The 26166-nt window shown below is 36.2% G+C and carries 29 protein-coding genes and 1 pseudogene; 22 read left to right on the forward strand and 8 right to left on the reverse strand.

Features of this window, described 5'->3' with window-relative positions; genetic code table 11:
• Positions 1-30: 30 nt before the first annotated feature.
• Positions 31-360 (reverse strand): YolD-like family protein, encoded by a 330-nt coding sequence (locus C1A05_RS05935; RefSeq protein WP_102027257.1) that lies wholly within the window; start codon positions 358-360, stop codon positions 31-33.
• A 111-nt stretch (positions 361-471) separates the two neighbouring features.
• Between C1A05_RS05935 and C1A05_RS05940 the strand changes: the two genes are divergently transcribed.
• The 4 genes from C1A05_RS05940 to C1A05_RS05955 all read left to right on the forward strand — a co-directional run bounded on the left by C1A05_RS05940 (position 472) and on the right by C1A05_RS05955 (position 5369).
• Positions 472-690, forward strand: coding sequence for a hypothetical protein (locus tag C1A05_RS05940; RefSeq protein WP_102027258.1), 219 nt, complete (start codon positions 472-474; stop codon positions 688-690).
• Between the two features lie 118 nt (positions 691-808).
• Positions 809-1951 (forward strand): exonuclease SbcCD subunit D, encoded by a 1143-nt coding sequence (locus C1A05_RS05945; protein ID WP_102027259.1) that lies wholly within the window; start codon positions 809-811, stop codon positions 1949-1951.
• A gap of 1 nt (position 1952) precedes the next feature.
• Positions 1953-5066, forward strand: a complete 3114-nt coding sequence (locus tag C1A05_RS05950) for an AAA family ATPase (protein WP_102027260.1) — start codon at positions 1953-1955, stop codon at positions 5064-5066.
• A gap of 54 nt (positions 5067-5120) precedes the next feature.
• Positions 5121-5369, forward strand: coding sequence for a DUF2584 family protein (locus tag C1A05_RS05955; RefSeq protein WP_102027261.1), 249 nt, complete (start codon positions 5121-5123; stop codon positions 5367-5369).
• A gap of 97 nt (positions 5370-5466) precedes the next feature.
• Here the strand turns inward: C1A05_RS05955 and C1A05_RS05960 are convergent, their stop codons facing one another.
• Positions 5467-6723 carry a hypothetical protein gene (locus C1A05_RS05960; RefSeq protein ID WP_102027262.1) on the reverse strand — a complete coding sequence of 419 codons (1257 nt, stop codon included), beginning with the start codon at positions 6721-6723 and terminating at the stop codon, positions 5467-5469.
• A 156-nt stretch (positions 6724-6879) separates the two neighbouring features.
• Here C1A05_RS05960 and C1A05_RS05965 point away from each other — a divergent pair, with 156 nt between their 5' ends.
• From C1A05_RS05965 to C1A05_RS05975, 3 genes and pseudogenes are all read left to right on the forward strand, one after another.
• Entirely contained in the window at positions 6880-7239 is a 360-nt protein-coding gene (locus C1A05_RS05965; RefSeq protein ID WP_159462006.1) for a VOC family protein, read from the forward strand.
• A 19-nt stretch (positions 7240-7258) separates the two neighbouring features.
• Positions 7259-7705, forward strand: coding sequence for an SRPBCC family protein (locus tag C1A05_RS05970; protein ID WP_159462007.1), 447 nt, complete (start codon positions 7259-7261; stop codon positions 7703-7705).
• 16 nt (positions 7706-7721) lie between these two features.
• Positions 7722-8114, forward strand: a pseudogene (locus tag C1A05_RS05975) (VOC family protein).
• Positions 8115-8145: 31 nt separating this feature from the next.
• On the opposite strand, the gene trhO reads toward C1A05_RS05975, so the two are convergent.
• On the reverse strand, positions 8146-9117 hold the full coding sequence (trhO, locus tag C1A05_RS05980; protein WP_102027265.1) for an oxygen-dependent tRNA uridine(34) hydroxylase TrhO: 972 nt from the start codon (positions 9115-9117) through the stop codon (positions 8146-8148).
• A 174-nt stretch (positions 9118-9291) separates the two neighbouring features.
• Between trhO and C1A05_RS05985 the strand changes: the two genes are divergently transcribed.
• Positions 9292-9600 carry a hypothetical protein gene (locus C1A05_RS05985; RefSeq protein ID WP_102027266.1) on the forward strand — a complete coding sequence of 103 codons (309 nt, stop codon included), beginning with the start codon at positions 9292-9294 and terminating at the stop codon, positions 9598-9600.
• Positions 9601-9645: 45 nt separating this feature from the next.
• On the opposite strand, the gene C1A05_RS05990 is transcribed toward C1A05_RS05985, so the two are convergent.
• Positions 9646-10515 carry an NAD(P)-dependent oxidoreductase gene (locus C1A05_RS05990; protein WP_102027267.1) on the reverse strand — a complete coding sequence of 290 codons (870 nt, stop codon included), beginning with the start codon at positions 10513-10515 and terminating at the stop codon, positions 9646-9648.
• A 327-nt stretch (positions 10516-10842) separates the two neighbouring features.
• Here C1A05_RS05990 and C1A05_RS05995 point away from each other — a divergent pair, with 327 nt between their 5' ends.
• From C1A05_RS05995 to msrB, 4 genes are all read left to right on the forward strand, one after another.
• Positions 10843-11895 (forward strand): hypothetical protein, encoded by a 1053-nt coding sequence (locus tag C1A05_RS05995; protein WP_102027268.1) that lies wholly within the window; start codon positions 10843-10845, stop codon positions 11893-11895.
• A 22-nt stretch (positions 11896-11917) separates the two neighbouring features.
• On the forward strand, positions 11918-12586 hold the full coding sequence (locus C1A05_RS06000; RefSeq protein ID WP_102027269.1) for a uracil-DNA glycosylase: 669 nt from the start codon (positions 11918-11920) through the stop codon (positions 12584-12586).
• Positions 12587-12720: 134 nt separating this feature from the next.
• The gene (vrrA, locus tag C1A05_RS06005; RefSeq protein WP_102027270.1) at positions 12721-13332 is read left to right on the forward strand and encodes a VrrA/YqfQ family protein; all 612 of its coding nucleotides are present in this window, start codon (positions 12721-12723) and stop codon (positions 13330-13332) included.
• A gap of 75 nt (positions 13333-13407) precedes the next feature.
• Positions 13408-14373 carry a peptide-methionine (R)-S-oxide reductase MsrB gene (msrB, locus tag C1A05_RS06010; protein WP_102027271.1) on the forward strand — a complete coding sequence of 322 codons (966 nt, stop codon included), beginning with the start codon at positions 13408-13410 and terminating at the stop codon, positions 14371-14373.
• A 253-nt stretch (positions 14374-14626) separates the two neighbouring features.
• Here the strand turns inward: msrB and C1A05_RS06020 are convergent, their stop codons facing one another.
• Positions 14627-15307 carry a GNAT family N-acetyltransferase gene (locus tag C1A05_RS06020; RefSeq protein ID WP_102027273.1) on the reverse strand — a complete coding sequence of 227 codons (681 nt, stop codon included), beginning with the start codon at positions 15305-15307 and terminating at the stop codon, positions 14627-14629.
• 99 nt (positions 15308-15406) lie between these two features.
• Here C1A05_RS06020 and C1A05_RS06025 point away from each other — a divergent pair, with 99 nt between their 5' ends.
• The 3 genes from C1A05_RS06025 to sfsA are packed head-to-tail and all read left to right on the forward strand — an operon-like array spanning position 15407 to position 17448.
• The gene (locus tag C1A05_RS06025) at positions 15407-16486 is read left to right on the forward strand and encodes an AbrB family transcriptional regulator (RefSeq protein WP_159462008.1); all 1080 of its coding nucleotides are present in this window, start codon (positions 15407-15409) and stop codon (positions 16484-16486) included.
• 42 nt (positions 16487-16528) lie between these two features.
• Complete coding sequence (locus C1A05_RS06030) at positions 16529-16732, forward strand: DUF6501 family protein (RefSeq protein WP_102027275.1); 204 nt, start codon at positions 16529-16531, stop codon at positions 16730-16732.
• The gene (gene sfsA, locus C1A05_RS06035) at positions 16732-17448 is read left to right on the forward strand and encodes a DNA/RNA nuclease SfsA (protein WP_102027276.1); all 717 of its coding nucleotides are present in this window, start codon (positions 16732-16734) and stop codon (positions 17446-17448) included. Before C1A05_RS06030 ends, sfsA begins: the two co-directional genes overlap by 1 nt.
• A 54-nt stretch (positions 17449-17502) precedes the next feature.
• On the opposite strand, the gene C1A05_RS06040 is transcribed toward sfsA, so the two are convergent.
• Entirely contained in the window at positions 17503-17907 is a 405-nt protein-coding gene (locus C1A05_RS06040) for a DUF7147 family protein (protein ID WP_306373246.1), read from the reverse strand.
• 348 nt (positions 17908-18255) lie between these two features.
• Between C1A05_RS06040 and rsmD the strand changes: the two genes are divergently transcribed.
• Together rsmD and coaD are read left to right on the forward strand one after the other, a co-directional pair.
• A complete protein-coding gene (gene rsmD / locus C1A05_RS06045; protein WP_102027277.1) occupies positions 18256-18807 on the forward strand; it encodes a 16S rRNA (guanine(966)-N(2))-methyltransferase RsmD in 552 nt (183 codons plus the stop codon).
• Between the two features lie 18 nt (positions 18808-18825).
• Positions 18826-19302: a pantetheine-phosphate adenylyltransferase gene (coaD, locus tag C1A05_RS06050; RefSeq protein WP_102027278.1), complete on the forward strand. Its 477-nt coding sequence runs from the start codon at positions 18826-18828 to the stop codon at positions 19300-19302.
• 307 nt (positions 19303-19609) lie between these two features.
• Here the strand turns inward: coaD and ylbJ are convergent, their stop codons facing one another.
• Positions 19610-20812: a sporulation integral membrane protein YlbJ gene (gene ylbJ, locus C1A05_RS06055; protein WP_102027279.1), complete on the reverse strand. Its 1203-nt coding sequence runs from the start codon at positions 20810-20812 to the stop codon at positions 19610-19612.
• Between the two features lie 244 nt (positions 20813-21056).
• Between ylbJ and C1A05_RS06060 the strand changes: the two genes are divergently transcribed.
• Positions 21057-21839 (forward strand): patatin-like phospholipase family protein, encoded by a 783-nt coding sequence (locus C1A05_RS06060; RefSeq protein WP_102027280.1) that lies wholly within the window; start codon positions 21057-21059, stop codon positions 21837-21839.
• A gap of 3 nt (positions 21840-21842) precedes the next feature.
• Positions 21843-22868, forward strand: coding sequence for a SepM family pheromone-processing serine protease (locus tag C1A05_RS06065; RefSeq protein ID WP_102027281.1), 1026 nt, complete (start codon positions 21843-21845; stop codon positions 22866-22868).
• A 250-nt stretch (positions 22869-23118) separates the two neighbouring features.
• On the opposite strand, the gene C1A05_RS06070 is transcribed toward C1A05_RS06065, so the two are convergent.
• Positions 23119-24330 carry a nucleotidyltransferase gene (locus C1A05_RS06070; RefSeq protein ID WP_102027282.1) on the reverse strand — a complete coding sequence of 404 codons (1212 nt, stop codon included), beginning with the start codon at positions 24328-24330 and terminating at the stop codon, positions 23119-23121.
• 201 nt (positions 24331-24531) lie between these two features.
• On the opposite strand from C1A05_RS06070, the gene C1A05_RS06075 reads away from it, so the two are divergent.
• From C1A05_RS06075 to C1A05_RS06085, 3 genes are all read left to right on the forward strand, one after another.
• Positions 24532-25038: a YceD family protein gene (locus C1A05_RS06075; RefSeq protein ID WP_102027283.1), complete on the forward strand. Its 507-nt coding sequence runs from the start codon at positions 24532-24534 to the stop codon at positions 25036-25038.
• Between the two features lie 51 nt (positions 25039-25089).
• Positions 25090-25263 carry a 50S ribosomal protein L32 gene (gene rpmF / locus C1A05_RS06080; protein ID WP_102027284.1) on the forward strand — a complete coding sequence of 58 codons (174 nt, stop codon included), beginning with the start codon at positions 25090-25092 and terminating at the stop codon, positions 25261-25263.
• 130 nt (positions 25264-25393) lie between these two features.
• Positions 25394-26161, forward strand: a complete 768-nt coding sequence (locus C1A05_RS06085; RefSeq protein ID WP_102027285.1) for an enoyl-CoA hydratase/isomerase family protein — start codon at positions 25394-25396, stop codon at positions 26159-26161.
• Positions 26162-26166 lie beyond the last annotated feature (5 nt).

Raw genomic sequence — 26166 nt, forward strand, 5'->3', positions numbered from 1 at the left:
CGGCGTCCATTTATAGGACGTCGTTTTTCGTTAATGTACGTTCCTTATTCGAATTACACTTGCGAATGGAATATGTTTAACGGTTTCGGCCGTTTTAAATTGTATCGTATGAGTTTGCAAGTCTATTTTTGAAATGATTCCCATGTGGAGATCTATGTTCCCGTTTGTGTATACGGACAATTCGACTGTAGTCTGGTTATGGTATGCCTCCATACATAATTGATTGATCTCTTCTAGTTCTTGCTCATCTAATATTGGCTTTTGTATTTTGTTTTGATTGTCCCATAAATGCTTTAGTTGTTCTACATGCTCTGGTAGCATAAGCGATGTCCATTTTATTGTACCTCTGTCTTTTAACATATTCTCACACCTTTCCAAGTCGTATATCTACATTATAACCGAACATATATTCGAATAAAAGTGTTTAAAGGAACAAATGTTCGTGTATAATATAGGTGGGAGGTGTAACATGTGATTTCACCTAAAGGACTTTATGAACATCAAACTGTTGAAATGATTTATATAAATAAGAATGGCAAAATAACGCAGAGAGTAGTAAAAATTTACGGTATAACGGAAGAAAAGATTTTCGGATATTGCTTTTTGCGAAAAGGCTATCGAAGCTTTCAAAAAGATCAAATACTCGCATTACAACCACGTAACAATAGAAGGAGCGATAAATTGGCATAGAAAAATGAAGTTATTACCAGTTATTCCATTTAAAAATGCCATTTCTTTCGTTATCCGTAACAATGAAAAAGTGATAAGATAAATAACAGGATAAAACGATAAAATTGGAGTGTTTACTATGAAAATTGTCCATACAGCAGATTGGCATTTAGGAAAAATCGTTCACAATATTTATACGACGGAAGAGCAGAACCATGTTTTGCAGCAATTTTTAGATGAGTTAGAAAAATTAAACCCAGATGCCCTCATTATTGCAGGTGATTTATATGATCGGGCAATCCCTCCAAAGGAAGCCGTAGAGCTTTTGAGCCGCGTATTAACTACAATTGTATATGACCTCAACATACCAATTCTTGCAATTACTGGTAACCATGACAGTGCCGAACGAATGGACTTCGGAACACAGCTTCTTAAGCAAAATAAGCTTTTTATACAAACGAAAATTTCAGAAAATCTAGAACCAGTAGTGTTGGAAGATGAGTTCGGTCCTGTTTACTTTCATTTAATTCCTTATATGGAGCCTGCTGAAGTAAGAAAAATATTAGGTAAAGAACAGATAACATCTCATCATGAAGCAATGGCGGAAATCACTTCGGAGCTACTTAAAAAGCATGATGTAGAAAAGGAACGGCATATTGTAGTTGGACATGCTTTTTTAGCGGGAGGCATGGAATCCGAATCGGAAGAAAGAATAACGATGATTGGTGGGACACCATATGTAGATGCGGAACTTTTTAAGCCTTTTACGTATACTGCATTAGGACATCTTCACCAACCGCAGAAAGTGAAATATGATCATATTCGATACTCGGGCTCTCTATATAAATATTCGTTTTCGGAAGTGAATCATAAAAAAGGATACACCGTACTAGAACTAGACAATCATGGGATTAAAACGCTAGAGCAAAAACCATTCAAGCTAAGACGTGATATGAAAAAGATCGAAGGGTATTTGGAAGACTTAGTTTCTAATGAATGTGAGGATTATGTGCATATCACGTTATTGGATGACGGAGAAATTATGGACCCGATCGGTAAGTTACGAAAAAAATACCCAAACATCTTACGTTTAGAACGTAAAATGAAAGGGCCAAAACATTTAACAGACCTACAACGAGTGAAAGAGCGGCAACAAATGTCCCACCTCGATTTATTCTCTTCTTTCTATGAAAATATGAAAGGGGAGCCGATTTCGGAAAATCGTAAACGTATTATGGAAAAAGTAGTCCAACAGTTAATCGAAGCAGAAAGGAGACAGTAATATGCGTGCTTTACAATTAACGATGTGTGCATTTGGACCATACAAGGAAAAACAAACCATTAATTTTACACAACTTGGCGAAGAAACATTATTCTTAATCACAGGTCCAACTGGTGCGGGTAAAACGACAATTTTTGATGCCATGTGTTTTGCATTATATGGAAAAGCAAGCGGTGATGACCGTGAGCATGATACACTAAGAAGTCATTTTGCGGATATAGAGGTTCCAACAGAAGTCGAGTTTCGGTTTCGATTGCATCAAAAGGAATTTGAAATTATAAGAAGTCCCAAACAAAACAAGAAGAAGGCAAGAGGTGATGGGTTTACTGAACAGCCTCCTCAAGCAGAATTATATGAGATTATAGATGGCGAAAAGCATCTCCTTTATGGAAAAGTAAAAGAAGTCAATGAAGCTATTGAAGATATGCTGCAACTAGATTATGAACAATTTCGTAAAATGGTAATGATTCCACAAGGTGAGTTCCGGCGTTTAATCTCGGAGAACAGTAAAGAACGAGAGGAAATCTTACAGAAAATATTCCATACTTATTTTTATGACCAAATAACGAAGAAGCTGACGGAAGAAAGTAAAGTATTGCAAAATGATATTGACCAATTATCTATTCAGGAAAAAAATGAAATAAGATATGTAAATTGGTCTGAAGATTATGATGTGGAACAAGTTGATAGCGGACAAGCAAAAGAAGATCTCCACCAACTCATCGTTCGAGATCAGGAAGTTTTAGTTGAGAGACAAAAGCAACTCGAAGAAGGAAGAATGAAATTAAACGAGCTTCAAAACAATTTCTACGCGGCGAAAGAGCTTCTTAATCAATTCACTGAAATGAATGAACTAGCAATTAAGCTAAAAGCACTTCATGAACAGCAATCGACAATAGAAAAAGAAAAACAACTATTGCACAAGGCAAATGCGGCTTCTGCGTTAAAGGGATATGAAACACAAGTAAAACAACGAAACAAAGAGGTTAAGGAAATAACAGCAAGTTTAGAAACACGAAATAACATATTACAAGAAGTTTTATTAAAGTTTAAACAGGATGAGACGCAATACGAAGCCTTAAAAAAAGAAGAGCCTTTAAGAGAACAAGTGAAGGAAGAAATACGTGTTTTAAAGGACGAGTTTACGAAGCATCAGAAGATAGAACAGCTTGCAGAACAAGAGAAAACACAACGAAAAACATATGATGAAAAGGTAAAGATTGCGAACAATAATGAAGAATCGGTTAAAAGAACAGAAGAAGAAATCGAAAAAATAGACAGTGAAACCGAGAAGACACAGCACATAACAGAGCAATATTTTGAGTGGAATAATAGAATGCAATTGTTTGAACAGTTAGTAGAAAAAGGTAGTAATGTAGAATTAGAGCTACGTAAGCTTTTTCAATATCGGAATCAATACGTGCAAATAAAAAAGAAAAAGGATGAAGCTGTGCAGCTGGAGAATGACTTAAAAGAAACCTTGAAAAAACTAGAGCAAGAGCAACGAACGGAATATGCAGCCCTTTTAGCTTCATCCTTGGAAACGGGAGAAGCTTGTCCAGTATGTGGGTCCACCCACCATCCAACGAAAGCGGAGTTTCATAATCGTTCCATTTCAAATGAACAAATTGATCTTCAGCGTAAGAAGCTAGAGGAACAACAGCAAATCGTAACCAATTTAGTTGACCAATTTGCAGACATTCGTTCAAAAGGCGAATCACAAAGACAGCTTATTGATAACACGATTGCTGAATTAAAAAAGCTATCTGGAATAGAAATTACAACTGAAAACATCGGCGACCGAATATCCGAATGGAAGCAGGAGCTATCAACTATTCGCACGAAGAGAAAGGATACGGAAGAGCAACTGCAAAAGATTAAAGAAAAAGTAGATAAGCAGAAAAAGCTAAAAAAAGAATTAACAAAGCTTCGAGAAGACACACAGAAAAAGTTAGAAGATATCCAACAGTTAAAAGAAGAGCTTGTTCGAATGAAAACGCAAAAAGATCAATTTATTGAGGAATTAATCTATAAAAATGAAGATATTCACTCCTTAAAAAAACAACTACGAAACAAAGAAAAATGGTATGAAGAAAAAATAGTAGCTTGGGAAACAATCCAAAAGCAATATGAACAAGTAAAAGAGCAAAAAAATAGATTAAAAGTAGAAGTTGATGGACTGAAAACCCAGCTAGTCAAAGCAGAAAAAACGCTAGTAAATGTTACGGATGAGTTTAAACGTGAATTGGAACATAAACAGTTTTCTTCCCATGAAGAATATAAAGAGTCCCTTATGGAAGAAAGTGAAATAAAACGATTGGAACAAAACATTAAACGATTTGAAGAAGAATTATATGCAACAAAAAATCGGTATGAAATCCTAAAGAAAGATTTACACGATAAAGAGAAACCAGAAATAGAGACATTGGAGGAAGCGGTGCAAAACTTATCTAAACAGCTAGAAGCGGATGCGGAAGTATTACAAAAGCATCAAGTGGAGCTAGAACGCCATAAAGAAATATTAGGTCGTCTACAAGCATTAATGTCCAAGAAAAAGGAATTAGAAGAACAATTCTTTGACATTGGAGAACTTGCAAAGCTCTCTAAAGGAGATAACCCTTTACGTCTATCCTTTGAACGATATGTATTATCAGCATTCTTGGATGAAATTTTATTTCAAGCAAATATTCGCCTAGAGAAAATGACCGATCATCGCTACCAATTACGAAGAAGTGATCAAATTGCTAAGCGTGGTGCCCAAAGTGGTTTAGATTTAGAGGTAATAGATTACTATACTGGTCAAAATCGTTCTGTAAAAACATTGTCTGGGGGAGAGGGATTTAAAGCGGCGTTAAGCCTTGCATTAGGAATGGCTGATGTTGTACAAGCCCATTCAGGGGGAGTGGAGTTAGATACCCTGTTTATAGATGAAGGATTCGGTACTCTAGATGAAATTTCTCTTGAGCAGGCTTTAAACTGTTTAAGTGATCTACAAAAAGGGAATCGAATGCTTGGTATTATTTCACACGTACCTAAATTAAAGGATGAAATTAGGGCTCAACTAACCATCCAAACATCTCACTCAGGATCAAAGATTTCGCTTTCCATATCCTAATAGGTAAGATAAAATCAAGATAGATTGTTATTTGTAAAATTTGGAGGTGTTCCCATGTCTTTACCTTTAACCATTGAGTGGAAAATCATTACAGAGGATAAAGAAAAGAGAATCGACTCAAGTGATAACACTTTTGAAATTATGTTTTCAGGGTATAAGTTATTTCCGATGGATACACCAATCGATATTATGCGGCATAAGGAATCTGAACAAATAGGGACGGCTGTTATAACGCATATCTCCTTTGAAAACAATGCAACGCTGTGTAAATACCAGCTCGTGTCGTTATATAGTGTCAATTAATTACAAAAAATTACATCAATTGTCGTAAAATTAGTTTTCTTGCGCTTTCCGGGGAAATATTAAAGGGAAATGACCAATTCATTTCCCTTTCTTCTTTTTAATTTAGAGCCCCGTAAATTTCAATATTTTCTACATTTCGAATCCATTCCTCGCTATGTTTCCCATTCGGCTCTCCAATCCAAACATCTCGATGCTTATCTGATATCGATTTCCCTCTTAACCATACAAGCTTATGAAGTGCAGGTATATACATAGGATCATAATCTCCTAAATCTTTAGGGGGATTTGTAATGTTGGCTTGTTTGTTTTCGGTAATGTTAATAGCGTACAGGGAAGGATCTGGATGGGTCTGTTGATCATTTGACCACTCTGCTTCGTGTATTCTTGATGAAATTATTGTTTTGTCATCAACCCATGTAAAAGCTAATTCAGCGTATTTAGAGGGAGTTAACGTTTTGGAATTGGGAGCGATATCTGAAACCGTTAATGTTTTATTTTTAAATCCAAATACAATTCTCCCCCCTCCAGCAATATAAGCGAGAACATCTTTTGTTGGTGCCCATTGCGGTTTCCCTATTCCATAGGTGATTACTTCATCTAGTTCTTTGAATTTTTCACCATTACTGGAAAGAATAGAAAGAATATTACGATCCATTGCTAAAGAAGCGGTAGGTGAAATAATAAAGGATATCCATTTATGACTAGGTGAAAAGCGAAAATCACTTAGCGTAATAGACATGATCTTTTCTTTATCAACACCAACCTCATTCGGAACTGTAAATATTGGTGTAGCATTTTCAAAAAAGTGGACATCTTTATAGTCGTTTTGTAATTGAATTTTATAAATAATGGGTTTAGTCCATCCATCTGGACGTAATTGCGCTTGTGAAGCAGCTATAAAACCACTCCCATCAGGTAGCCAGGTGTAACCATGAACACCAAGCGCCACATTATAGAATTGTTTTAAATCGGAAACATTTAATATTCCACCACTTTGAAAGGAAAGAATATTTTTATTTGGCGCCCATAAAGGGTTCACGCCGTCATAAAAGATTTTCTTATGTTCATTTGACTTGACTTGATATATCCATAATTCGTTTTGGATACCGTTTTGCATAACTGTCGAGGGAACTTCCTTTTCATACAATAGTAGCTTTCCGTCATAAGACCACTGAGGTGAATGTATATTAGAACCTTTTGTGATTTGTTTTTCTTCCTCGTTTATTTTTAACCATAAGTCTCCGTTACGGATGAAGGCAGCTTTTACATTATGATGTATTTCTTGAGACTGAGCTAAAGTAAAATACGGAATAGGTATTGTAAAAGTAAATACAAGAAGGAATAACCGAATCAAATAGCATACCTCCCCACATGTTTTAGTTTTAATATTGATTGTCATAGCTTTAATATGTATACCATGTGCTTTTGTTAGTAATGTACTAAATTAGGAAGGATTTACTAATAGATAAATCGAAATGATATATGGAATAACAAAAGACGGAGGATTATGATGCTAAATACAGTTTGTGTGCTAACCATTAAAGTGAACAACATAGACAAAGCGGAGGATTTTTATACGAGTATTCTGGATTTTCAAGTTTCGAAACGTTATGGTGAAACAATAGTAAGTTTAGTTCATCAATCAATACCAATTATTTTAGAGGAAACAGACGGTAGCATTACCGAAAGTAACACTGGTGTTATTCTTGGTCTTCAGTCTAGTAATATTCAAGAGGATTTTAAAGCGATGAAGGCAAAAGGAGTTAAGCTTCTATTTGATGAACCTAAGCCATTTCCTGCAGGTCTGTATTTTGCCATTGAAGATCCATTTGGAAATCAAGTTGAGGTACTAGAATTTTCAAATGAATGAGATGATGGGAGGTTGTGAAATGCCTATAATCAAACATGCGACATATATAAAGACTACACCTAAAAGAGTATTTGATACTTTAACATCAGCTGAAGGCTGGAATGCTTGGTTTACAGATGAAACAACTTTGAATTGGAACGAGGATGGTACAGGTGAGATTACATTACGATGGAAGGCGTTTGGTGCACAAAAACAAGATTTTGTAGATGGCGGAAAAATAGTGGAGGCAAAACCTAATTCATCCTTTGTTTTTCAGTGGTGTCCAGGAGTCAATGTAACAACAGTTCGATTCACATTGACGGAATATCAAGATGGTACGTTAGTGCGATTGAAGGAAGATGGCTATTCTACATCAGAGAAAGACCTTATCGCTTGTGTTCAATGTGCTACAGGCTGGGGAGAAGCCTTAACATTATTAAAGTTTTACTTAGAGCACAATATTGTTTGTAAAAAGGATATTATGTAAAAAAGGAGCTTTCGAAATGATTTACGAAATGACGATACAACTCCGAGTAACCAACATGAAGGATGGACAGCTTTGGTATGAAAAATTAGTAAATAAAAAGCCAGATTTTATTCCTCATGAATGATTTGCGGAATGGGAGTTACTTCCTAGTTGTTGGCTACAAGTAGCAAAAGGAGAACCGGGTATTGGAAATGGACCACTTCGACTTGGCGTAATGGATATAAAGGCAGAAAGAAATCGACTAATAGCGGAGCTAGGGGTCGAATGGTTTGAGATTTATTCAAGAAAAGAAGTCCCTGTTAGGTGGGCAACATTTGTAGACCCATGGGGAAATCAAATTGGGTTATTTGAGTATTTTGATGAAAAGGAAAAGGATAAAAAGATGCAATTGTTAAAAAAACGAGCATAACAAAAGGGATGGAGTTATCCATCCCTTATAATTATGCATTTACGCTTTTTTCCTCTTCGATACGTGCTAATCTTTCTTGTACTTCTTCCTCAGATAGATTGTGTTCAATTACATAACGATTTCTCGGAGATACACGACATTCATGTGAACAAGAGCGGAGATATTTATGTTCGTTTTCCTCACTAGCTAAAAACTGTCTGTTACAGTCAGGATCTGCACAATTAACATATCGTTCACATGGCGTACCATCAAACCAATCTTTACCAACAACTACATGTTCTTTACGGTTTACCGGTACAGCAATACGCTCATCAAATACGTATAGTTGTCCATCCCAAAGCTCGCCTTGTACTTCTGGGTCTTTACCGTAAGTCGCAATACCGCCGTGTAGTTGGGCTACATCTTCAAATCCTTCTCTTTTTAACCAACCAGAGAATTTCTCGCAACGGATACCCCCCGTACAATACGTAACGATTCGTTTACCCTCAAGCATGTCCTTATTTTCTTTTACCCATTGTGGTAATTCACGGAAAGTTTCAATATCAGGGCGAATAGCACCTCTGAAATGACCTAAATCATATTCGTAAGTGTTACGAGCATCTAATACAATGGTGTTATGGTCCTGCAATGCTTCGTAAAATTCTTTTGGTTTTAGATATTGACCAGTAAGTTCGTTCGGATTAATATCGTCTTCAAGACTAAGGTTCACTAGTTCAGGTCTGAAGCGTACATGCATTTTCTTGAAAGCATGACCATCTGCTTCATCAACTTTAAACATCATGTCTGCAAAACGAGGATCATTTTGCATTGCTTCCATATACTTGTTTGTTTGTTCAACTGTTCCGGAAACAGTTCCATTGATACCTTCATTTGCTACTAAAATACGACCTTTTAATCCTAGTTCTCTACAAAACATAAGATGTTCATCACGAAAACTTTCAGGGTCTTCCAGATTTACATACTTGTAGTACAATAATACTTGATACTTTTCTGTATTTTCCATAGTGTGTTCCACCTACCAATTCATATTTGCAAGATATAAATCTGTTAGGCGTATTATTTTGATTTTATTCTTGCAGTTAATAATTTTAACATGTCTTAAAAAGGAAAATCAATTGCTTTTTCTGGAAAAAGCAATTATATTTGTCCAGTAATGTAGAATGAAGGGGTTTTATATATGAATAAAAATGAGTTAGAAAAGAAAATTATTGAAAATTACCAGTCAGATGAAAATATGATGATTTTGGTTTTTGCGCAATGGTGCGTAAATAATAGCCTAGATCCAAGAGCAGTGTATTACCAAGCTTATCCGAATCAAGAAATGAATCCATCACTAGAAAGAACGTTGGAGCTTACGGTTCCAAAAGAGGAATCGGAAGAGATAGCAAATGGTACAGTACTAAATGTACTGGAGTTATTTGGAAACCATGACTTAGCATTTGTAGTTGCGGAGAAAATAGAAGAAATGAAATCCAATAAAGAGTGAAAAGAGAAGTGGAACTATTTCAGTTCCACTTCTCTCTTTCAGCTGCTATTTTTCAAAAAGCTTAATGAGCGCCTGTGTACCACTATCTTTTTCACCATTTGCAGCTAATTCCTCATATAAGGATAGAGAAAGCTCTAAACCTGGTGTCAATAAGTCCATTTCCTTAGCAGATTCTAAAGCAATTCGCATATCTTTTATAAAATGTTTCACATAAAAACCAGGAGCATAGTCTTCTTTAATCATTCGAGGTGCGAGATTACTTAGTGACCAGCTACCTGCAGCTCCAGTAGTAATAGTTTCTAGTACTCGCTCTGGATTAAGTCCTGCCTTTTTCGCATACGAAATTGCTTCACAAACACCAATCATATTCGAAGCAATTTTAATTTGATTGGCCATTTTTGTATGCTGGCCTGCCCCTTTAGGACCTTGTAAAATAATGTTTTCTCCCATTACTTCCAAAATTGGTTTTACTTGTTCGAAGGCATGGTCATCGCCACCAACCATAATTGCAAGCGTACCTGTTTTTGCTCCTACATCACCACCAGAAACAGGAGCATCTAAAGCGTGAATATTTCTTTTTTTCGCTTCATCATATATTTTCTCTGCTAGACTTGGTTTCGATGTAGTCATGTCTATTATGTATGTATCTTTTTTGGCGTTTTCGATAATACCATTCTCTCCAAAGTAAACCTCTTCCACATCAGATGGATATCCAACGATTGTGATGATAACATTGGATACAGCAGCTAAATCCTTTACGCTCTCCTGCCATGTAGCCCCAGCCTCAACTAGTGGTTCTGCTTTGGCCTTTGTTCTCGTATAAACATGTACATGATATCCAGCACTTAAAAGATTTTGAGCCATGCTTTTTCCCATTACTCCAGTACCAATAAAACCAATTGTAATTTCCTTCATGCTCCTCCACACCCTTCAAAAGATTTTAACAAATTTGCCTCATTTTATTCATACTATCGACATACTATGAACCCCTAAATGCTTTAGATATGATCTATACTTAAGGTAAGAAAAGAACGGAGGGGTTCTATGATGAGTATGTTAACTGCTGTATTGCTTGGTATTATTTTAGCAGGTTTTGTAGGATTTATCATTTATGCAGAGGTAACGTCAGATTAATAAAATAGGTACAAAGCAAACAGACATCATAAGGGTGTCTGTTTTTTCTGTATACTTTAAAAACCTCCTAATTTATACTAAAGAAAACCATACAATGAGGGGTCTTAAATGTACAGACAAGAATTAGAAAAGATTATAGAACGACACCATTTTAAAGGCGACGTCACGTTTTTGGGTGAGGGAGCATGGCACGATGCCTTCTTGATTGAGGATAATCATAAAAAGCTTGTCCTTCGACTACCTAAAAAAGTAGCCTACGGTGAAAAAGTGGAATTTAATGAGCGGGAATGGAGAACCGAGTATGAAGGGCAAAAGCTGTTTTATCATCATGCGAATCAAGCAAACTCAGGCATTGCGCCGGAATATTTTGACTATTATGTTGACAAGGAATGTACTTATACGCTTGAATCCTTTGCTGGTGAAAAAGTAGATTTGCATCAATTACCTTTATTGAAGGCCTATGATATTGGCGCTCAATATGGGGAATTTTTTCGAAAATTAAACAATCATAAGCATCCTTTAAAAGGGTTTGGATATTTACGTTGGAGTCAGGAACGTTTTACTGTAGAAGGTGAAATGCAATCCAGTGTTTCTGCCTTCATGGAGGAGGAAAACAAAGAGATTCTAGAAGAGGATTTTCCATATTTATCTCAATCCTCCTATTCGTTTGATCGAGAAAAAATATATGATAAACTTGAAAATTGCGTTGCTACGAGGTCAATTTCGAACGTATCCTTTACAAATCAAGATACATCTCCTGAAAATATTTTGTTACAGGATAATAAAATCCGAATTATTGACCCTTATCCTGTCTTGTACTATGGGCATACTTTTGCTGGGAATTTTTTAAATAATTACGATACATTATTTATCGCCTTGCATAATTCTCCGCGGTACAAAAAGCACAACTTTGATCAGGTTTCTATGAAATTAAAAGCCATTGCGCAAGGTTTTATGGAGCAATATTGTTTACAGGATAAAGAAACCCAAGTATTAGTAAAAAGGGAGCAATATGTACAACTTTTTTCTACTACAGTAGAGCATGTGAAGATGGTGAATGATACCTTGCCGATAAGCAAGGTATTGCGTTATGGAACAAAAGAGCAAATCGAAGCTCGAATCCCTTTGTTTTTACATGAATTAGAGGAATTTGAAAGTTAAAAAAGCTTTGGAGAGATGTTGAATGCAACAGATGATGAACGATTGGGATTCTTACTTAAGTAAGGAATTTCAAAAAGAATATTACCAACAATTACAAGATTATCTATTAAGAGAATATGAAACAGAAATAATCTATCCAAAAAGGGAAGATATTTTCAATGCGTTTCTTGTTACATCCTATACGAAGACGAAGGTTGTTTTATTAGGACAAGACCCTTATCATGGGCCAAATCAAGCCCACGGTTTTAGTTTTTCTGTAAAACAAGGTGTAACAATTCCACCTTCACTACGCAACATTTATAAAGAATTACATAATGATCTTGGCATTTCGATTCCTAATCATGGCTATCTACTGGATTGGGCTAAAGAAGGAGTTCTCCTACTAAATACCGTTTTAACCGTTCGTGCTCATGAAGCGAATTCTCATCGAGGTATTGGGTGGGAAGTATTTACGGATCAAGTTATGAAATGTTTAAACGCAAGAGAAAAACCAATTGTGTTTATTTTATGGGGGAGGCAAGCCCAAGCAAAGAAAGCGATGATTGATTGTGAAAAGCATTTTGTTTTGGAAGCCCCTCATCCAAGTCCGTTATCTGCACATCGTGGATTCTTTGGAAGTAAGCCATTTTCTAAAACAAATACCTTCTTAGAATCTATAGGCGAAAGCCCGATTGATTGGTCTCTTAAGTGAAACACCATCATTTTTGATCCGCTGGCTAAAAATGAAAAAGGAAATTTCTAAAAAAATACAAACTGCCTACACATGGACAGCCCTTAAACCGTACTCTAAAGTAGTACATTCGTTTAAAGGGGAGGGTATATAATATGCCACCAAATAGATATAGGCCGTATCCGTTCTCATTTCAAAACCCACCAAGATCAATGCCACAGCAAAGGGGGGTTTTTCCAGGTCCGAGAAGTGGTGGGCAGATGGGAGTCCCGGGTCGTGGACCGGGTGGATTACTTGCGAAAATTTTTAATCGTACACCTAAAAATCATGGAAATATAGGTCCTGGATTTGGTGGGTTTGGCCCTGGATTTGGCGGACAGCATTATGGCGCTGCAAGTGGATTAGGTAAAGCTTCTAATGTACTAAATAACGTCCAACAGGCCATTAATTTAGCGCAACAAGCTGCACCAATGATTCAACAATATGGACCGATGATAAAAAATATTCCATCCATGATTCAAATGTGGAAAATGCTTCAGGAACAAGGAGCGGAGGAGGATGAGGAAAAGGAAGGCGATCAAGAGGAAGAGCATGAAAAGGAGTACGAAGAAGAGAGTCTGGAACAAGAAGAAATAGAAGCCTTCTTCGAAGAGAAAGAGGATAGAAGAAAAAAAGAGGACAATAAGAAAAAAACAGATGTGAGGAAAAAAGGAACACACCATGCAAAGCGTAATAATGGCCAGTCTACACCAAAATTATTTATTTAATAAGTTATCTTATTTGTTATCAGCCAAATTCCTGTTTACAATAATAGTATTATGAATCGTAATAGGGGTGTTATTATGACAAAACCAAGTTTAGAAAAAGCGACCTTTGCTGGTGGGTGTTTTTGGTGTTTGGTTGAACCGTTTGATACGAGACCAGGAATTGAAAGTGTCATTTCTGGATATACAGGAGGATTTAAAGAAAATCCAACTTATGAAGAAGTTTGTAGTGATACGACAGGTCATTATGAAGCAGTTCAGATTACATTTGATCCGGCCATTTTTCCCTATGAAAAATTGATTGAAATTTATTGGACATTGATTGATCCGACTGATGCAGGGGGACAATTCCACGACCGAGGAAGCTCGTATCGGACAGCTATTTTTTATCACAATGAAGAGCAAAAACAAATCGCCACGCGTTCGAAACAACAGCTAGATGCTAGTGGTAAATTTTCTAAACCGATAGTTACCGAAATTTTACCAGCAAAAACGTTTTATCCTGCAGAGGAGCATCACCAAGATTACTACTTAAAGAACCAATTACATTATAAAATGTATAAAAAAGGTTCTGGTCGTGAAGATTTTATCAAGCAGAATTGGGGGAAAGAGAAAGATCTTCAAAAATTACGAGAAGTTCTTTCTCCGATGCAATACAATGTGACTCAGGAAAATGGAACAGAACCCCCGTTTCGAAATGAGTATTGGGATCACGAAGAGGATGGGATTTATGTAGATATTGTTTCTGGTGAACCTTTGTTTTCCTCGACCGATAAATATGATGCTGGATGTGGATGGCCAAGCTTTACGAAGCCACTTGTTGATAAACAAGTAAAAGAAGACTTAGACACTTCCTTTGGTATGCGTAGAATTGAAGTTAGAAGTGCATATGGGGATTCTCATTTAGGTCATGTGTTTGAGGATGGTCCTGTCGATAAAGGAGGGCTAAGATACTGTATTAATTCTGCAGCACTTCGATTTATCCCTAAGGATGAATTAGAGGAAAAAGGGTATGGACGCTTTAAATATTTATTTGAAAAGTAGGGTAGAGCGATTTAGAGTGTTATTTTTATATATTCACCACAGGAGTATAGGAATTAAACGTTATAAGATGTTTAAAAACAGATGTGAATGGGTAAATAAACAATACAGATATAGAGAAACAAAAAAAGTAGCGTTTTCAAAGGAGCTCCATGTCAATCGAAGACATGAAAGCTCCTTTCTTATTGCTTCGTTTCAGGTTAAAGTGTATTCAAAGTTGATATGACAAAATGATTGTTCCTAATAGCATGGTTTTTCACTTTTGTGTTTGTAGCTTAAATGGATTTTTCCATTCCATCAATAATCCATAATGACAGGATTCTTCATCCTCTAAATAATTAGGAACAGGTTTAACTGGCATTCTACCGGTTTTTAATAGAAACGTTATGACAGGGTCATATATATTGCCTTGAACAACCTGTTTTACATATTGTTCAGCTGTTAATTCATTTTTGTATTTATAGTAATTAGGCATTCGAGAACCACCTAATAATCGATCTAAGTCATATTGAATAACCACTTCAAACATAGATTGCATAAGACATTTGCCAAGGGAGTATGGGCGATAAGTTGGAGAAATGCATATATCAACGACGTATAAAGTATTTCCTGATGGATTGTGGTTCGAAATATATCCGTTGTCTGTCATTTCCTCCCATGTATGGTAGTCTTCCGGATTTTCCATTTGAGTAATTAACCCTGTCATGGATCCTACAATTCTTCCGTCTACTTCAACACACAACGCACCTTCTTGGAAAATGTCTGTGTGATTTGTTAATTGTTCTTCATTCCACCATAAATCTGGAGGAAATGGAGGAGGGAATGCTTCTTGTTGTACTTGTATTAATCCTTGAAAATCATGTTTGGTGTAGTTACGAATACAAGCCTTTTTCGGTTTTCTAGTCTGCTTATGAAAAACATATATTTCCTTATACATAATCTCCTCTCCTTTAAGTAAAATACTTTTTAAATTTTCACATTATTGTATAATGTCTATCATAGATGACTTCTATAGAATTGAGAAATGGGGATAAACATGAAGAATTATGTTCAAACATTATGTATGACACTTGCGGTTGCTGGGCTTGGTGGCGTTCTATTAAATTTCCTACATATGCCACTTTCTTGGGTGCTGGGGCCGATTGTATTTTTACTATTGTATAAAGGTTTGTTTCATAAAAAAACCGAAAAGTCAGCAACATTGCAAAATATAGCCTTCCTACTCTTAGGAATTCAAATAGGTAGTACATTCACTACTGATACAGTCAATATTGTAACACCTTACTTTTTTCCGTTTTTGCTGTTTACTCTTTTGACCATTTTTGTCGCTATTTTAAGCGGCTATTTTTTATCGAAACTTACAAAAATTGATAAAATGACGAGTGTTTTAGGAGCTATACCTGGAGGGTTATCCGCAATGGTTGCGATGAGTGAGTCATTTAAGAGTAATACGATTTATGTAACACTATTCCATTCTATTCGGCTGCTTGCGGTGTTATTTATTGTTCCATTCGTTGCAACTCATTTCTTTATGGATCACCATAGAAATTCAAGTACATTTCTTTTTGTTGAGGACAATGGTCATTTGTGGACGATTTGGATTTATGTACTTTTTTATATTATTGCAAGACTTTTGGATAATAAAGTTCCAGCAAGTTATGTCATTATACCAATGCTATTCACTGCGATATCCAATAGCTTAGGATTGACTCTATTTCATCTACCAATGGTATTATTTATCGCAGCACAGATTATTTTAGGGGCTAATCTTGGGCATTCTGTTTCCGTTGAAGACTTAAAAAATGCTGGAAAGCACTGTACGACGTATTTTCTTTTGAATATTGTAGTGATTGCTTTTACATTTTTCATTGGCTATTTGTTTACTTTACTTACACCAATGAATTTAGTGACTGCTATTTTGAGCTTTGCTCCTGGTGGTCTAGTTGAAATGGCTATTACTGCACAGGAGGTTGGAGGGGATCCATCTATTGTCGGATCGCTACAAATGATACGTTTACTCATTATTGTTCTCCTACTGCCGTTGATACTACAATGGATTTTACCAAAATTCCAAAAAGGTCACGAAGGGAAAACCTTTATTGAAAAATCAATATAAGATAGATATGATAAAGAAAGTAAAAGAAAGGAAGCGATAAACATGATTCATAAAACATGGGAAAATAAAGAAACGATAAAACAGATTGAATGTGTTCATGCTGATGCGAAAAAATTTGTTGTACACAATGTATTAACACCTGGAAAGGTTTATGATGTAAAGAATGAAACAGAAGAGTTTTATTTTATTATTGATAATACAGGGAAAATCGGTGGGTTTTTAAAGGACTATTTTAAGGAAATATAATGTTTTTACCATTTCAAGATACGCTTTATAAAGCAACGTTTTTGGAAAGAGTAAACCGATTTATCCTACTATGTGAAAAAACGGATTCGAATGAAAGAATAACAGTACATTTACAAGACCCAGGTCGATTACTAGACTTACTAATACCTGGTAACACCATATATGTTTCGTATCATAACGAAGTTCATCGTAAAACAAAGTGGACAGCTGAGCTTGTGACAAAGCCTAATACAAGTATTCTCGTATCCTTGCGTTCCACACTTCCGAATAAGCTCATTCGAAATGCGCTTCAAACAAAAGCAATAGAGGAGTTAGCTTTTCTAGAATATAGAAAACAAGAGTATACCTATGGTGGTTCTCGGTGGGATTTTTTACTTCAAGCAAATCATAATCCATATTTATTAGAAGTGAAAAGTGTGACGATGGAAATGGATGGAGTTGGTTATTTTCCGGATGCCCCTACCAAGAGAGGAACAAAGCATGTAAGAGAGTTAACAGAGATTCAGCTTTCCGGACACTATCAAACAGGAGTGCTCTTCGTTTGTCAGCGAGAAGATATACGTATGGTTAAGCCTTGCCACTGGATCGATCCGACTTTTACAGAAGCTCTCCATTTAGCACAAAATAGTGGGGTGGAAATTAGAGCGGTAAGCTGTAAACTTACGCTAGAAGGTATTTACCTTGGTAACGTCATCCCTGTGGAAGTTAGCATGTAAAAAAACACCTTAGAGGTTGCTAAAATAAGAACTTCTAAGGTGTTTTTATTATCGTTAAAATCTCAACGTTAAAGGTTTCAGGTAGTGATTAGCCCTTAATATTCCGATAAGGTGTTGAAAATACAATTCTTGGTCTCTGAAATGACTGGAAGGCTGTACTTCTAGTTCAATAGGAGTTTTATTTTGCTTGTCTGCTAATTGTTTAAATAATTGAATACGTTTACTTTCTTTCTTTTCGTTTGGAGTGTCTATACCTTCTAAACAAATATAAATTGGTTGGAAATCGCCAACTTCGGTAGGTTTCATAATAAGTGCTAAAGATGATTTAGGCTCCGTATTTTTCAATGTGTGGAAAATAAGAAAGTGCTGTACTCTGTCGTTCATTTGTTTCCCTAAGGTAAGTAGTTCGTATACATCTGTATATCCATTTCCCAGTGGAATAAATTTTTGTAACATCATAACCACCTCTTTCTCCACCTATTTTAGCATGGATACGAATTGGGGAAAACATAAAAAAAACGCCTGCAGAAAATTCCGCAGGCTCTCTTTGTATTCATACAAAGAGATCAAAAAAGGGAGAGGAGAAACCGGAGGAAGAACTTATGGGGAAACGTAAGTCTTCTCCGTTTTAGAACGAATTTGTATCGTTCACATCCTTTAGTGTGACCAAGTAATTTTGGTTTATTCATCTTACACATTATTTTTTCTTAAAAATATCTTTTTCTCTTAGCAAAGTATAAAATAATGAATTTAAATGGTAATTATGATAGGATATGTTCAGTTATATACGTGATGGAGTGAGAGCATTTGAGAGTAATATCAGGGAAATGGAAAGGACATCCACTAAAAGCCGTTCCTGGTAAAGGGACAAGACCTACTACAGACAAAGTGAAAGAAGCAATCTTTCAAATAATTGGGCCGTATTTTGAAGGAGGGATTGGACTGGATTTATTTGCAGGGAGCGGTGGTTTAGGAATCGAGGCAATTAGTAGAGGAGCTGAAAAGGTAATATTTGTTGACCAACAATCCGCAGCTATTGCTACAATTCATAAAAATATTAAACAATTAAACATGGAAGATCAGACGGAAGTGTATCGAACGGATGCCTTTCGAGCATTAAAAGCTACTGCTAAAAGAGAATTAACATTTGATTGGATTTTTCTAGACCCGCCTTATGGCAAGGTTTCCTTTGAAAAATTATTTGAAACGATTCTAGAATTACAGTTAATACAGCGAGGAAGTGTTGTAATTTGTGAGCATACTCCGGAGCAAGTCTTACCAGAAGCAATGGGTGCGCTTAAGCTATATAAATCTGTTAATTACAACGCGATACAAGTTAGTTATTATCAATATGCTTAAAAAGGAGAGGATAGTAAGTTGGGGAAGATAGCAGTATTTCCAGGTAGTTTTGATCCATTAACAAATGGCCATTTGGATATCATAAAACGTGCTTCTCGTATTTTTGATGAAGTTATTGTTGCTATGTTTATTAATCAATCGAAAAAACCGCTCTTCACTATTGAAGAGCGCGTAAAGCTGATTGAAGATGTAACAAAAACGTTCGGTAATGTTTCGGTAGATTATAGTACTGGGCTGCTCATTGATTTTGTGAAGAAAAAGAACGCTAGTGTGATTGTGAGAGGGTTAAGGCCAGGTGATTTTGAATACGAACTTCAAAACGCTACCATGAATCGAAAATTAGATGATTCTATTGAGTCTTTCTTTTTAATGACGAATCCAGAGTACTCCTTTTTAAGCTCCAGTATCGTAAAAGAAGCAGCAAAACACCATGCTAATATAGAAAACTTTGTACCGAAACCAATTGCAAAGGCATTAGTTGAGAAATTTTCATGAACGTGATTTAAAACCAAACCATAAGTATTATGGTTTGGTTTTTTTGTGGGGATTTGGAGGTAAGTCACCATATTCTCCGGTTAACATTAAATTATTCGAGTATTCTCGCCCATTTAAATGATGATGAGTGATGATTGGAACGCTACGGAAATACACTAAGCGAAGGCGTCTACTGAGCTACCTTAGGCATGCACCCTTAGAAAGCGAAGTATTTTCCCGCAGCGTATACATGCACTTATCAGCAATAAAATGAGCGGGAGCTTAACTTCGAATTTTAGTGCTTTTTCCACCAAACATGTCGTTATCACTACTCCCTCTGTATTCGTCTTGTTAAAATCAGTACACCTAAACTCAAAAATGTCAATGTGAAGATCGGTCCGTAATTAGATAATGATTGTAGTATTTCAGACCAAGTGGAATGGTGGTCTGGTGTATTTCCTACTGGAATGTTGGATGTGCTTTCTGTTTTGTTATTTAAGTATAGAGGTTTATACAATAGAATAGCTAGTATACTCGCGAACGTACCATGTAGAAGTCTACCGATAAAATACGGAAAAAATCGAATATCTGTCTCCGCTAGAATGCTTGCCACTTGAGCTTGAATGGATAGACCGTTAAAGCCCAATATAAAAGAGATAATCACAATTTGCTGTAGTAGATTCGTATTGGTTTCCGATGTTAATTGTGCACCATTCGTTATTTCGAAGATTCCCGATATAAAAGGCAAGGTAAGGGATTCTGGTAAGCCGAATAAAGCAAAAAGATATTGTAAAAATTGAGCGATGTATGGTGTGAAGTGAACCAAATAGAGTAGTTGGTTGATTACGGAAAAAATAATGATAAAACCACCAACCATAAGTAACGTTTGTAAAGAATTCACTACTGCATCACCGAAAACCTTTCCAAAGGGTCTTTCGTCTTTTATTCTCGTAGCGTGTAACTCTCGGAAGGCTCTTTTAATGGATAGCTTCGATTTCTTCATATGTGGATTTACATCTTTTATACGATAAAATCGCATACATATACCGACGAAGAAATTACCCACGTAATGACATACGGCCAGTAATATTCCAAGCTTTTCATCATGGAAAAAACCTACAGATATAGCCGCAATGATAAATAATGGGTTTGAAGCATTTGTGAAAGCTACTAACCGTTCTGCTTCTGTTTTTGTTAATTGTTCATCCTGTCTTAATCTAGCTGTTAACTTTGCTCCTGATGGATAGCCGCTAGCCATCCCCATCGCCCATACAAAGCTACCTGAACCTGGTACATTAAAGAGAGGGCGCATAACAGGCTCTGTAAGTACACCAAAAAACTTTACTACCCCAAAGGCAATTAAAAGTTCAGAAATAATGAAAAATGGAAGCAATGACGGAAAAACTACCTTCCACCATAAATCTAATCCTCTTATGGAAGCATCAAGAGCTTCCTTTGGAAATTGAAACAATATGGCAGTTAATAATACTGCTCCTGTAGCCAACAATATTGATTTAAGTTTACTTTTCATTGAGTATAGATCCTCCTGCCCTTGTTTACAGCGATTATAGCTAATGATTGAAGTTTCATGGCTTTTTCTTGGAATAATGTTTCGGTTGTAAGGTAATGTAAGAACTTTTGATTTGTAGTAAAATTAAAGAGTATTCTTTTCATTTTTATTCGTACAAGCTCGTTACTATTCCATAATAAGCTCATGAATCTATATAGAAAGCATAAAATTATAGTAAAAAACAATTGGGGGAGGGTTCTAAAGGTTGGCAAAGCCAAAAGTAGGTTTAGCTTTAGGATCTGGTGGTGCTCGAGGTTTTTCCCATTTAGGTGTTATTAAAGTGTTAGAGGAACATAACATTCCAATTGATGTTATAGCTGGGAGTAGTATGGGAGCTTTAATTGGTACCTTATATGGTGCTGGACAATCTGTTCCACACTTATATAAATTAGCGAAGTATTTTAAACGCAAATATTTTCTCGATATTACGGTTCCAAAAATGGGCTTTATCCAAGGGAATAAAATTCAAGAATATATAAAAATATTTACATATGGAAAAAAGTATGAAGATTTTTCCATTCCAGTTGCGGTAGTGGCGACTGATTTGCAAACTGGTGAACGAATTGTCTTTCAAGAAGGAGACCCTTCGGTAGCGGTAAGAGCTAGTATATCCATACCGGGGATTTTCGTGCCGGTTCCTTATCAAGATAAGCTTCTTGTTGATGGCGGCGTACTAGATAGGGTTCCAGTGTCAACAGTGAGAGATATGGGGGCAGACATTGTCATTGGGGTCGATTGTTCTCATTATAAAGCTTATGGTAATATAACATCTATCTTCGATGTTTTGATGCAAAGCTTTGATATTATGCAGGATGAAATTATAAAAAATACAGTAATGGATGCGGATTTTTTATTAAGACCCGATGTATCTAGGTTTAGCTCTAAAGCGTTTACGAATATTGATGACATTATAGAAGAAGGAGAACAGGAAACGATAAAGAACATAGATATGATAAAAGATGCTGTCTTTAATTGGAAGGAGAACTAATTCATGAAACAACGTATTATACAATTGCTCGTAGGGGCTTTCGTTTTAATTTTCGTTTTGTTTATAACAAGCTTTAAATTACCATTTTACATATACCAACCAGGAAATGCATCAGAGCTTGACCCTTTTGTCGAGATAGATGGTGGATATGATAGTGAAGGGGATATGCACTTAGTAACTGTTCGTGGTGGTCAAGCAACGCCAATCTATTACTTATGGGCGAAGGTTCGACCATATTATCATATTTATGATTTAGAAGAAATTCGCCCAGAAGGGATTAGTCAAGAGGAGTATAATCATATCCAACTACAATCTATGAATTCTTCACAAGATACAGCAATTGCAGTAGCTTTTGATGCAGCGGGGAAGGAGTATAGCTATGAATATAATGGCGTTTATGTACTTCACGTTGAAGAGGGAATGCCTGCCTTTAATGTGTTAAAAGTAGGGGATCAAATTTTATCTGTAGATGGTAAGGCCATTGAAAGGACAGAAGATATTTCGGATTATGTTACAAGTAAAACGGAAGATGATTCTGTTGAAGTCGAATTTATACGTGACGGAGAAACGAGAACGGAAAAAGTTGGGTTAACCACGTTTCCAGATAGTCCAGAGACAGTTGGTATGGGAATTGGTCTAGTTGCGGATCGGGAAATTGTTACGTCACCAGAGATAAGTATTAATAGTGGAGATATTGGTGGCCCGAGTGCTGGCCTTATGTTTAGTTTGGAAATATTTGACCAACTTACAGAAAAGGACTATACAAAAGGATACAAAATATGTGGTACAGGAACTATTTCAGAAGATGGAACAGTAGGACCAATAGGTGGAATAGATCAAAAAGTAGTGGCCTCGGATAATGATGGGTGTGATCTATTTTTTGCGCCAAATCAAAACGGGGAGAAGGATTCAGACTTTCAAGTAGCTAGTAAAACAGCCAAGGAGATTGAAACAGATATGAAAGTGATTCCTGTCGATACGTTTACCGAAGCGGTTACCTATTTGGAAGCATTAGAACCTAAATCATAAAACAAAAGAGAATGGGACAAAAGTTTTTTCTAAAAAGGAAAACCCGAACTTTGACTAGCGAAGAAATTCCGATCTAGAAATGCACTACGCGGACCTTAGGGTGCAGCTATAGACTCCTCGTGCTGACGCTCTTTGGGGTCTCACCTAGGCTTATCTGCAGGAGTCTCCGTGTGTTTACTCCGCTAATGAAGTTCATTATTCGCCTTTTGATTCAAACGGTTTCGTTATGTTCCCATTCTCTTTCTTTATTTCACAAAATAATTGGTGCTTGAATGTCTCTATTCTGCACCAACGCTCGTTTATTTGGTTCAATAGGCAGGTAGTAGCTGTTTATTGCTCGCTCTTCAATGGTTAACAACGGGTTTTCACTAGCTTGAAGTGCAGTAAGGAATGGTATTTCCAAATCTTTTTTTATGGAATGTAAATAGGCTCTTCCCGTTTTGTTCATCCCCAATACCCTTACGTATGGAATGGAGGTTAAGTGTTGAGCTTGTACCATTTCTGCTTTCGTGGTATTCGTTAGTAAGTGCACAAACATTCGCTGTAACCTAGTCCACGTATACCGTTTGGTTTTTAAAAGTTCCATCCAATGTACAAAAGAGGTAGCTTGCTTTGCTGTTTTCTTTAGTCGGTGTTCTAATCCTTCTTCCATGCCATGAATAAGTCTAAGCGCTTTTTCATCCTTCGTGTAAACAGCATGTTGTAAAAAGGGAAAATAAAGCTCCCAATGATGAAAAATCCCCGTTTTGTCATTATAACTCTCTAGTGCATGAAGGGTAGAGAAAGGAATTGTATTTTTTACTTTTTCATTTAGTCTGTTCTGTGCTATAATTTCCTTTCGAATACTTGTAGCGCTCGCAATGTGATCATGAATTTCTGAATCATGATAGCCACTTTTTGTGCGTTGTATTGTTTCGGGTAAAATGGAGCATTTAAAATCATAAATCGCTTTAATGTAACTAAACCCTAATATATTATTCGGTTGTGTAAGATCAAGCTCATCTGTATTTAAGCTTATGCTCCCATAAGCGATACGGCTTGCTTCCGGGAAGGATAATCCCTTTTTTAAATGAACCTTTAAGGTTTCTGAAAAATCCTTCTCACGTGCTTTAAATAGCTTGTATGCGGATATAAAGCTTTCGATTTTACCATGTTCACTGCCAAAACAAACAGATTGTGCTTTTAATGCGTCTAGTGTAAGAACGGCACCTTTCGCAAAAAGGTCTGCATGCTGAACGGCAAATACATAGGGTAACTCAATTACGAGATCTACTCCTGTTTGAAGGGCTGCCTGGGTACGATGCCATTTATCTATAATTGCAGGCTCGCCTCTTTGTAAAAAATTTCCGCTCATTACAGCAATGACACAATCTGCATTTGTAGCATCGCGTGACGACTCAACGTGATATACATGTCCGTTATGAAACGGATTATATTCGACAATAACTCCACAAGCTTTCATTTTCTTTTCCCTCCAGTAGCTTCTATTGTTATTGAGAAGGAAAATAATAGAAAAGTCAAGGAAATGTCGAACGCTTTTTGGAAAATAATATGAAGAAAGATATTTTATAAAATGTGGATAGGTAGTAGACTGTTAAGAAAAAATATTGACAAAACTGCATTTTCCTTTTAAAATATCTTTTGTTGCCTTGAGGTGATAATGATGAAATTTTCTCTTCAAAAATTAAGAGCTGAAACACCTTTACAATTTGAAGAAGATGTAGATGTATCCGAGCTTGAAGAGATGAATAATGATATTCGTAGAATTCCTCCTGTACATGTTAAAGGGGAAGCGACTGTTCGTGGTGAACATATTACGTTACAATTCGATATCACTGGTATGATGGTATTACCATGCGCTAGAACATTAGTTGATGTGGAATACCCATTTTCTATATCGTGTATCGAGGTTTTTTCCACTTCTCCATATCATAAAGAAGATGATGATGAAATTCATGGAATTACCGGAGAAGTTCTTGACTTAGTTCCTTATATTAAGGAAAATATTTTATTGGAAGTCCCATTACAAGTGTTTGCTAGTAATGATGATGAAACTTCAAAAAGTCCTGAAGAAGGACGGGGTTGGAAATTAGTAGATGAAATGAAGCAAGAGGAGCAAAAAGTAGATCCTAGACTTGAAAAGTTAAGTCAGTTTTTCGATAAAAAATAGGCTGAGAACTGATATGCTTTTTTGCTTTTACGACTGAAGGAGGTGTTACACATGGCTGTACCATTTAGAAAAACTTCTAAAAAAGTAAAACGTCAACGCCGTACACACAAAAAGTTACATGTACCTGGTATGGTAGAATGTCCAAATTGCGGTGAGTATAAAAAGTCTCACCATGTATGTAAAGCTTGTGGTCACTATGACGGAAAACAAGTTGTTGAACAATAAATTTTTTTGATAGTCCAAAAAGGATGTCTATGAATTAGACATCCTTTTTTTCGTGAAAAGTAACTATTTTTCTTAACGAATAAAAAAGGTAAACTTATAAAATAGACCTGTTACAATTAGGAGGTGTACGATGTTTGAATCACTAATCTATGAACACAATCAAGAGGAGAAGTACATAACCATCACACTTAACAGACCTGAAAAAAGAAATGCTGTATCAATTTCGCTAGCAAAGGAATTGGATAAAGCATTAGAGATGGCGAGGTCGATAACGAATTTGAAGTTTCTTGTCTTGACAGGAAGTGGTGAGAAAGCCTTTTGTTCTGGTGGGGATTTAAATGATTTCCACGGTGATATGTCAGAAGATGAGGTTTTGGAATTGCTGCAGCCTATAAATCAAGTGTTAGTAAAGCTCTTTACGTTTCCGGTACCAACCATTAGTATATTGAATGGCCATTCTAGAGGTGGCGGCTGCGAGCTAGCAACTGCATGTGACTTTCGTTTTGCGAGAGAAGGTACAACCCATGGGTTTATTCAGGGGAAGCTAGGAATATTACCAGGTTGGGGAGGCGGGGCTATGTTATATAAACGAATTGCACCTACCTATGCTTATTATTGGTTAACCTCATCTGATGTTTATTCCGTTGATGAACTAAACACTTGGGGGTGGATTCAGCAGGTATATCATGCGGGAGATAATCTCATGAACGATTTAGTAAAACCTTTTCTACAAAAAAATATTAAGCAAATGCAACACTTTAAGCAACAATACTTATCTCAACCATTGCTTAATAATCTACAAGAGCAAATGGAACAGGAACTAAAAACATGTGCAGAATTGTGGGTATCAGATGAACACAAAAAAGCAGTAGATTCCTTTTTGAGGAAATCGAAGTAATATCC

This window comes from Salirhabdus sp. Marseille-P4669 (genome assembly GCF_900240405.1).
GTDB lineage: Bacteria > Bacillota > Bacilli > Bacillales > Alkalibacillaceae > OEQK01.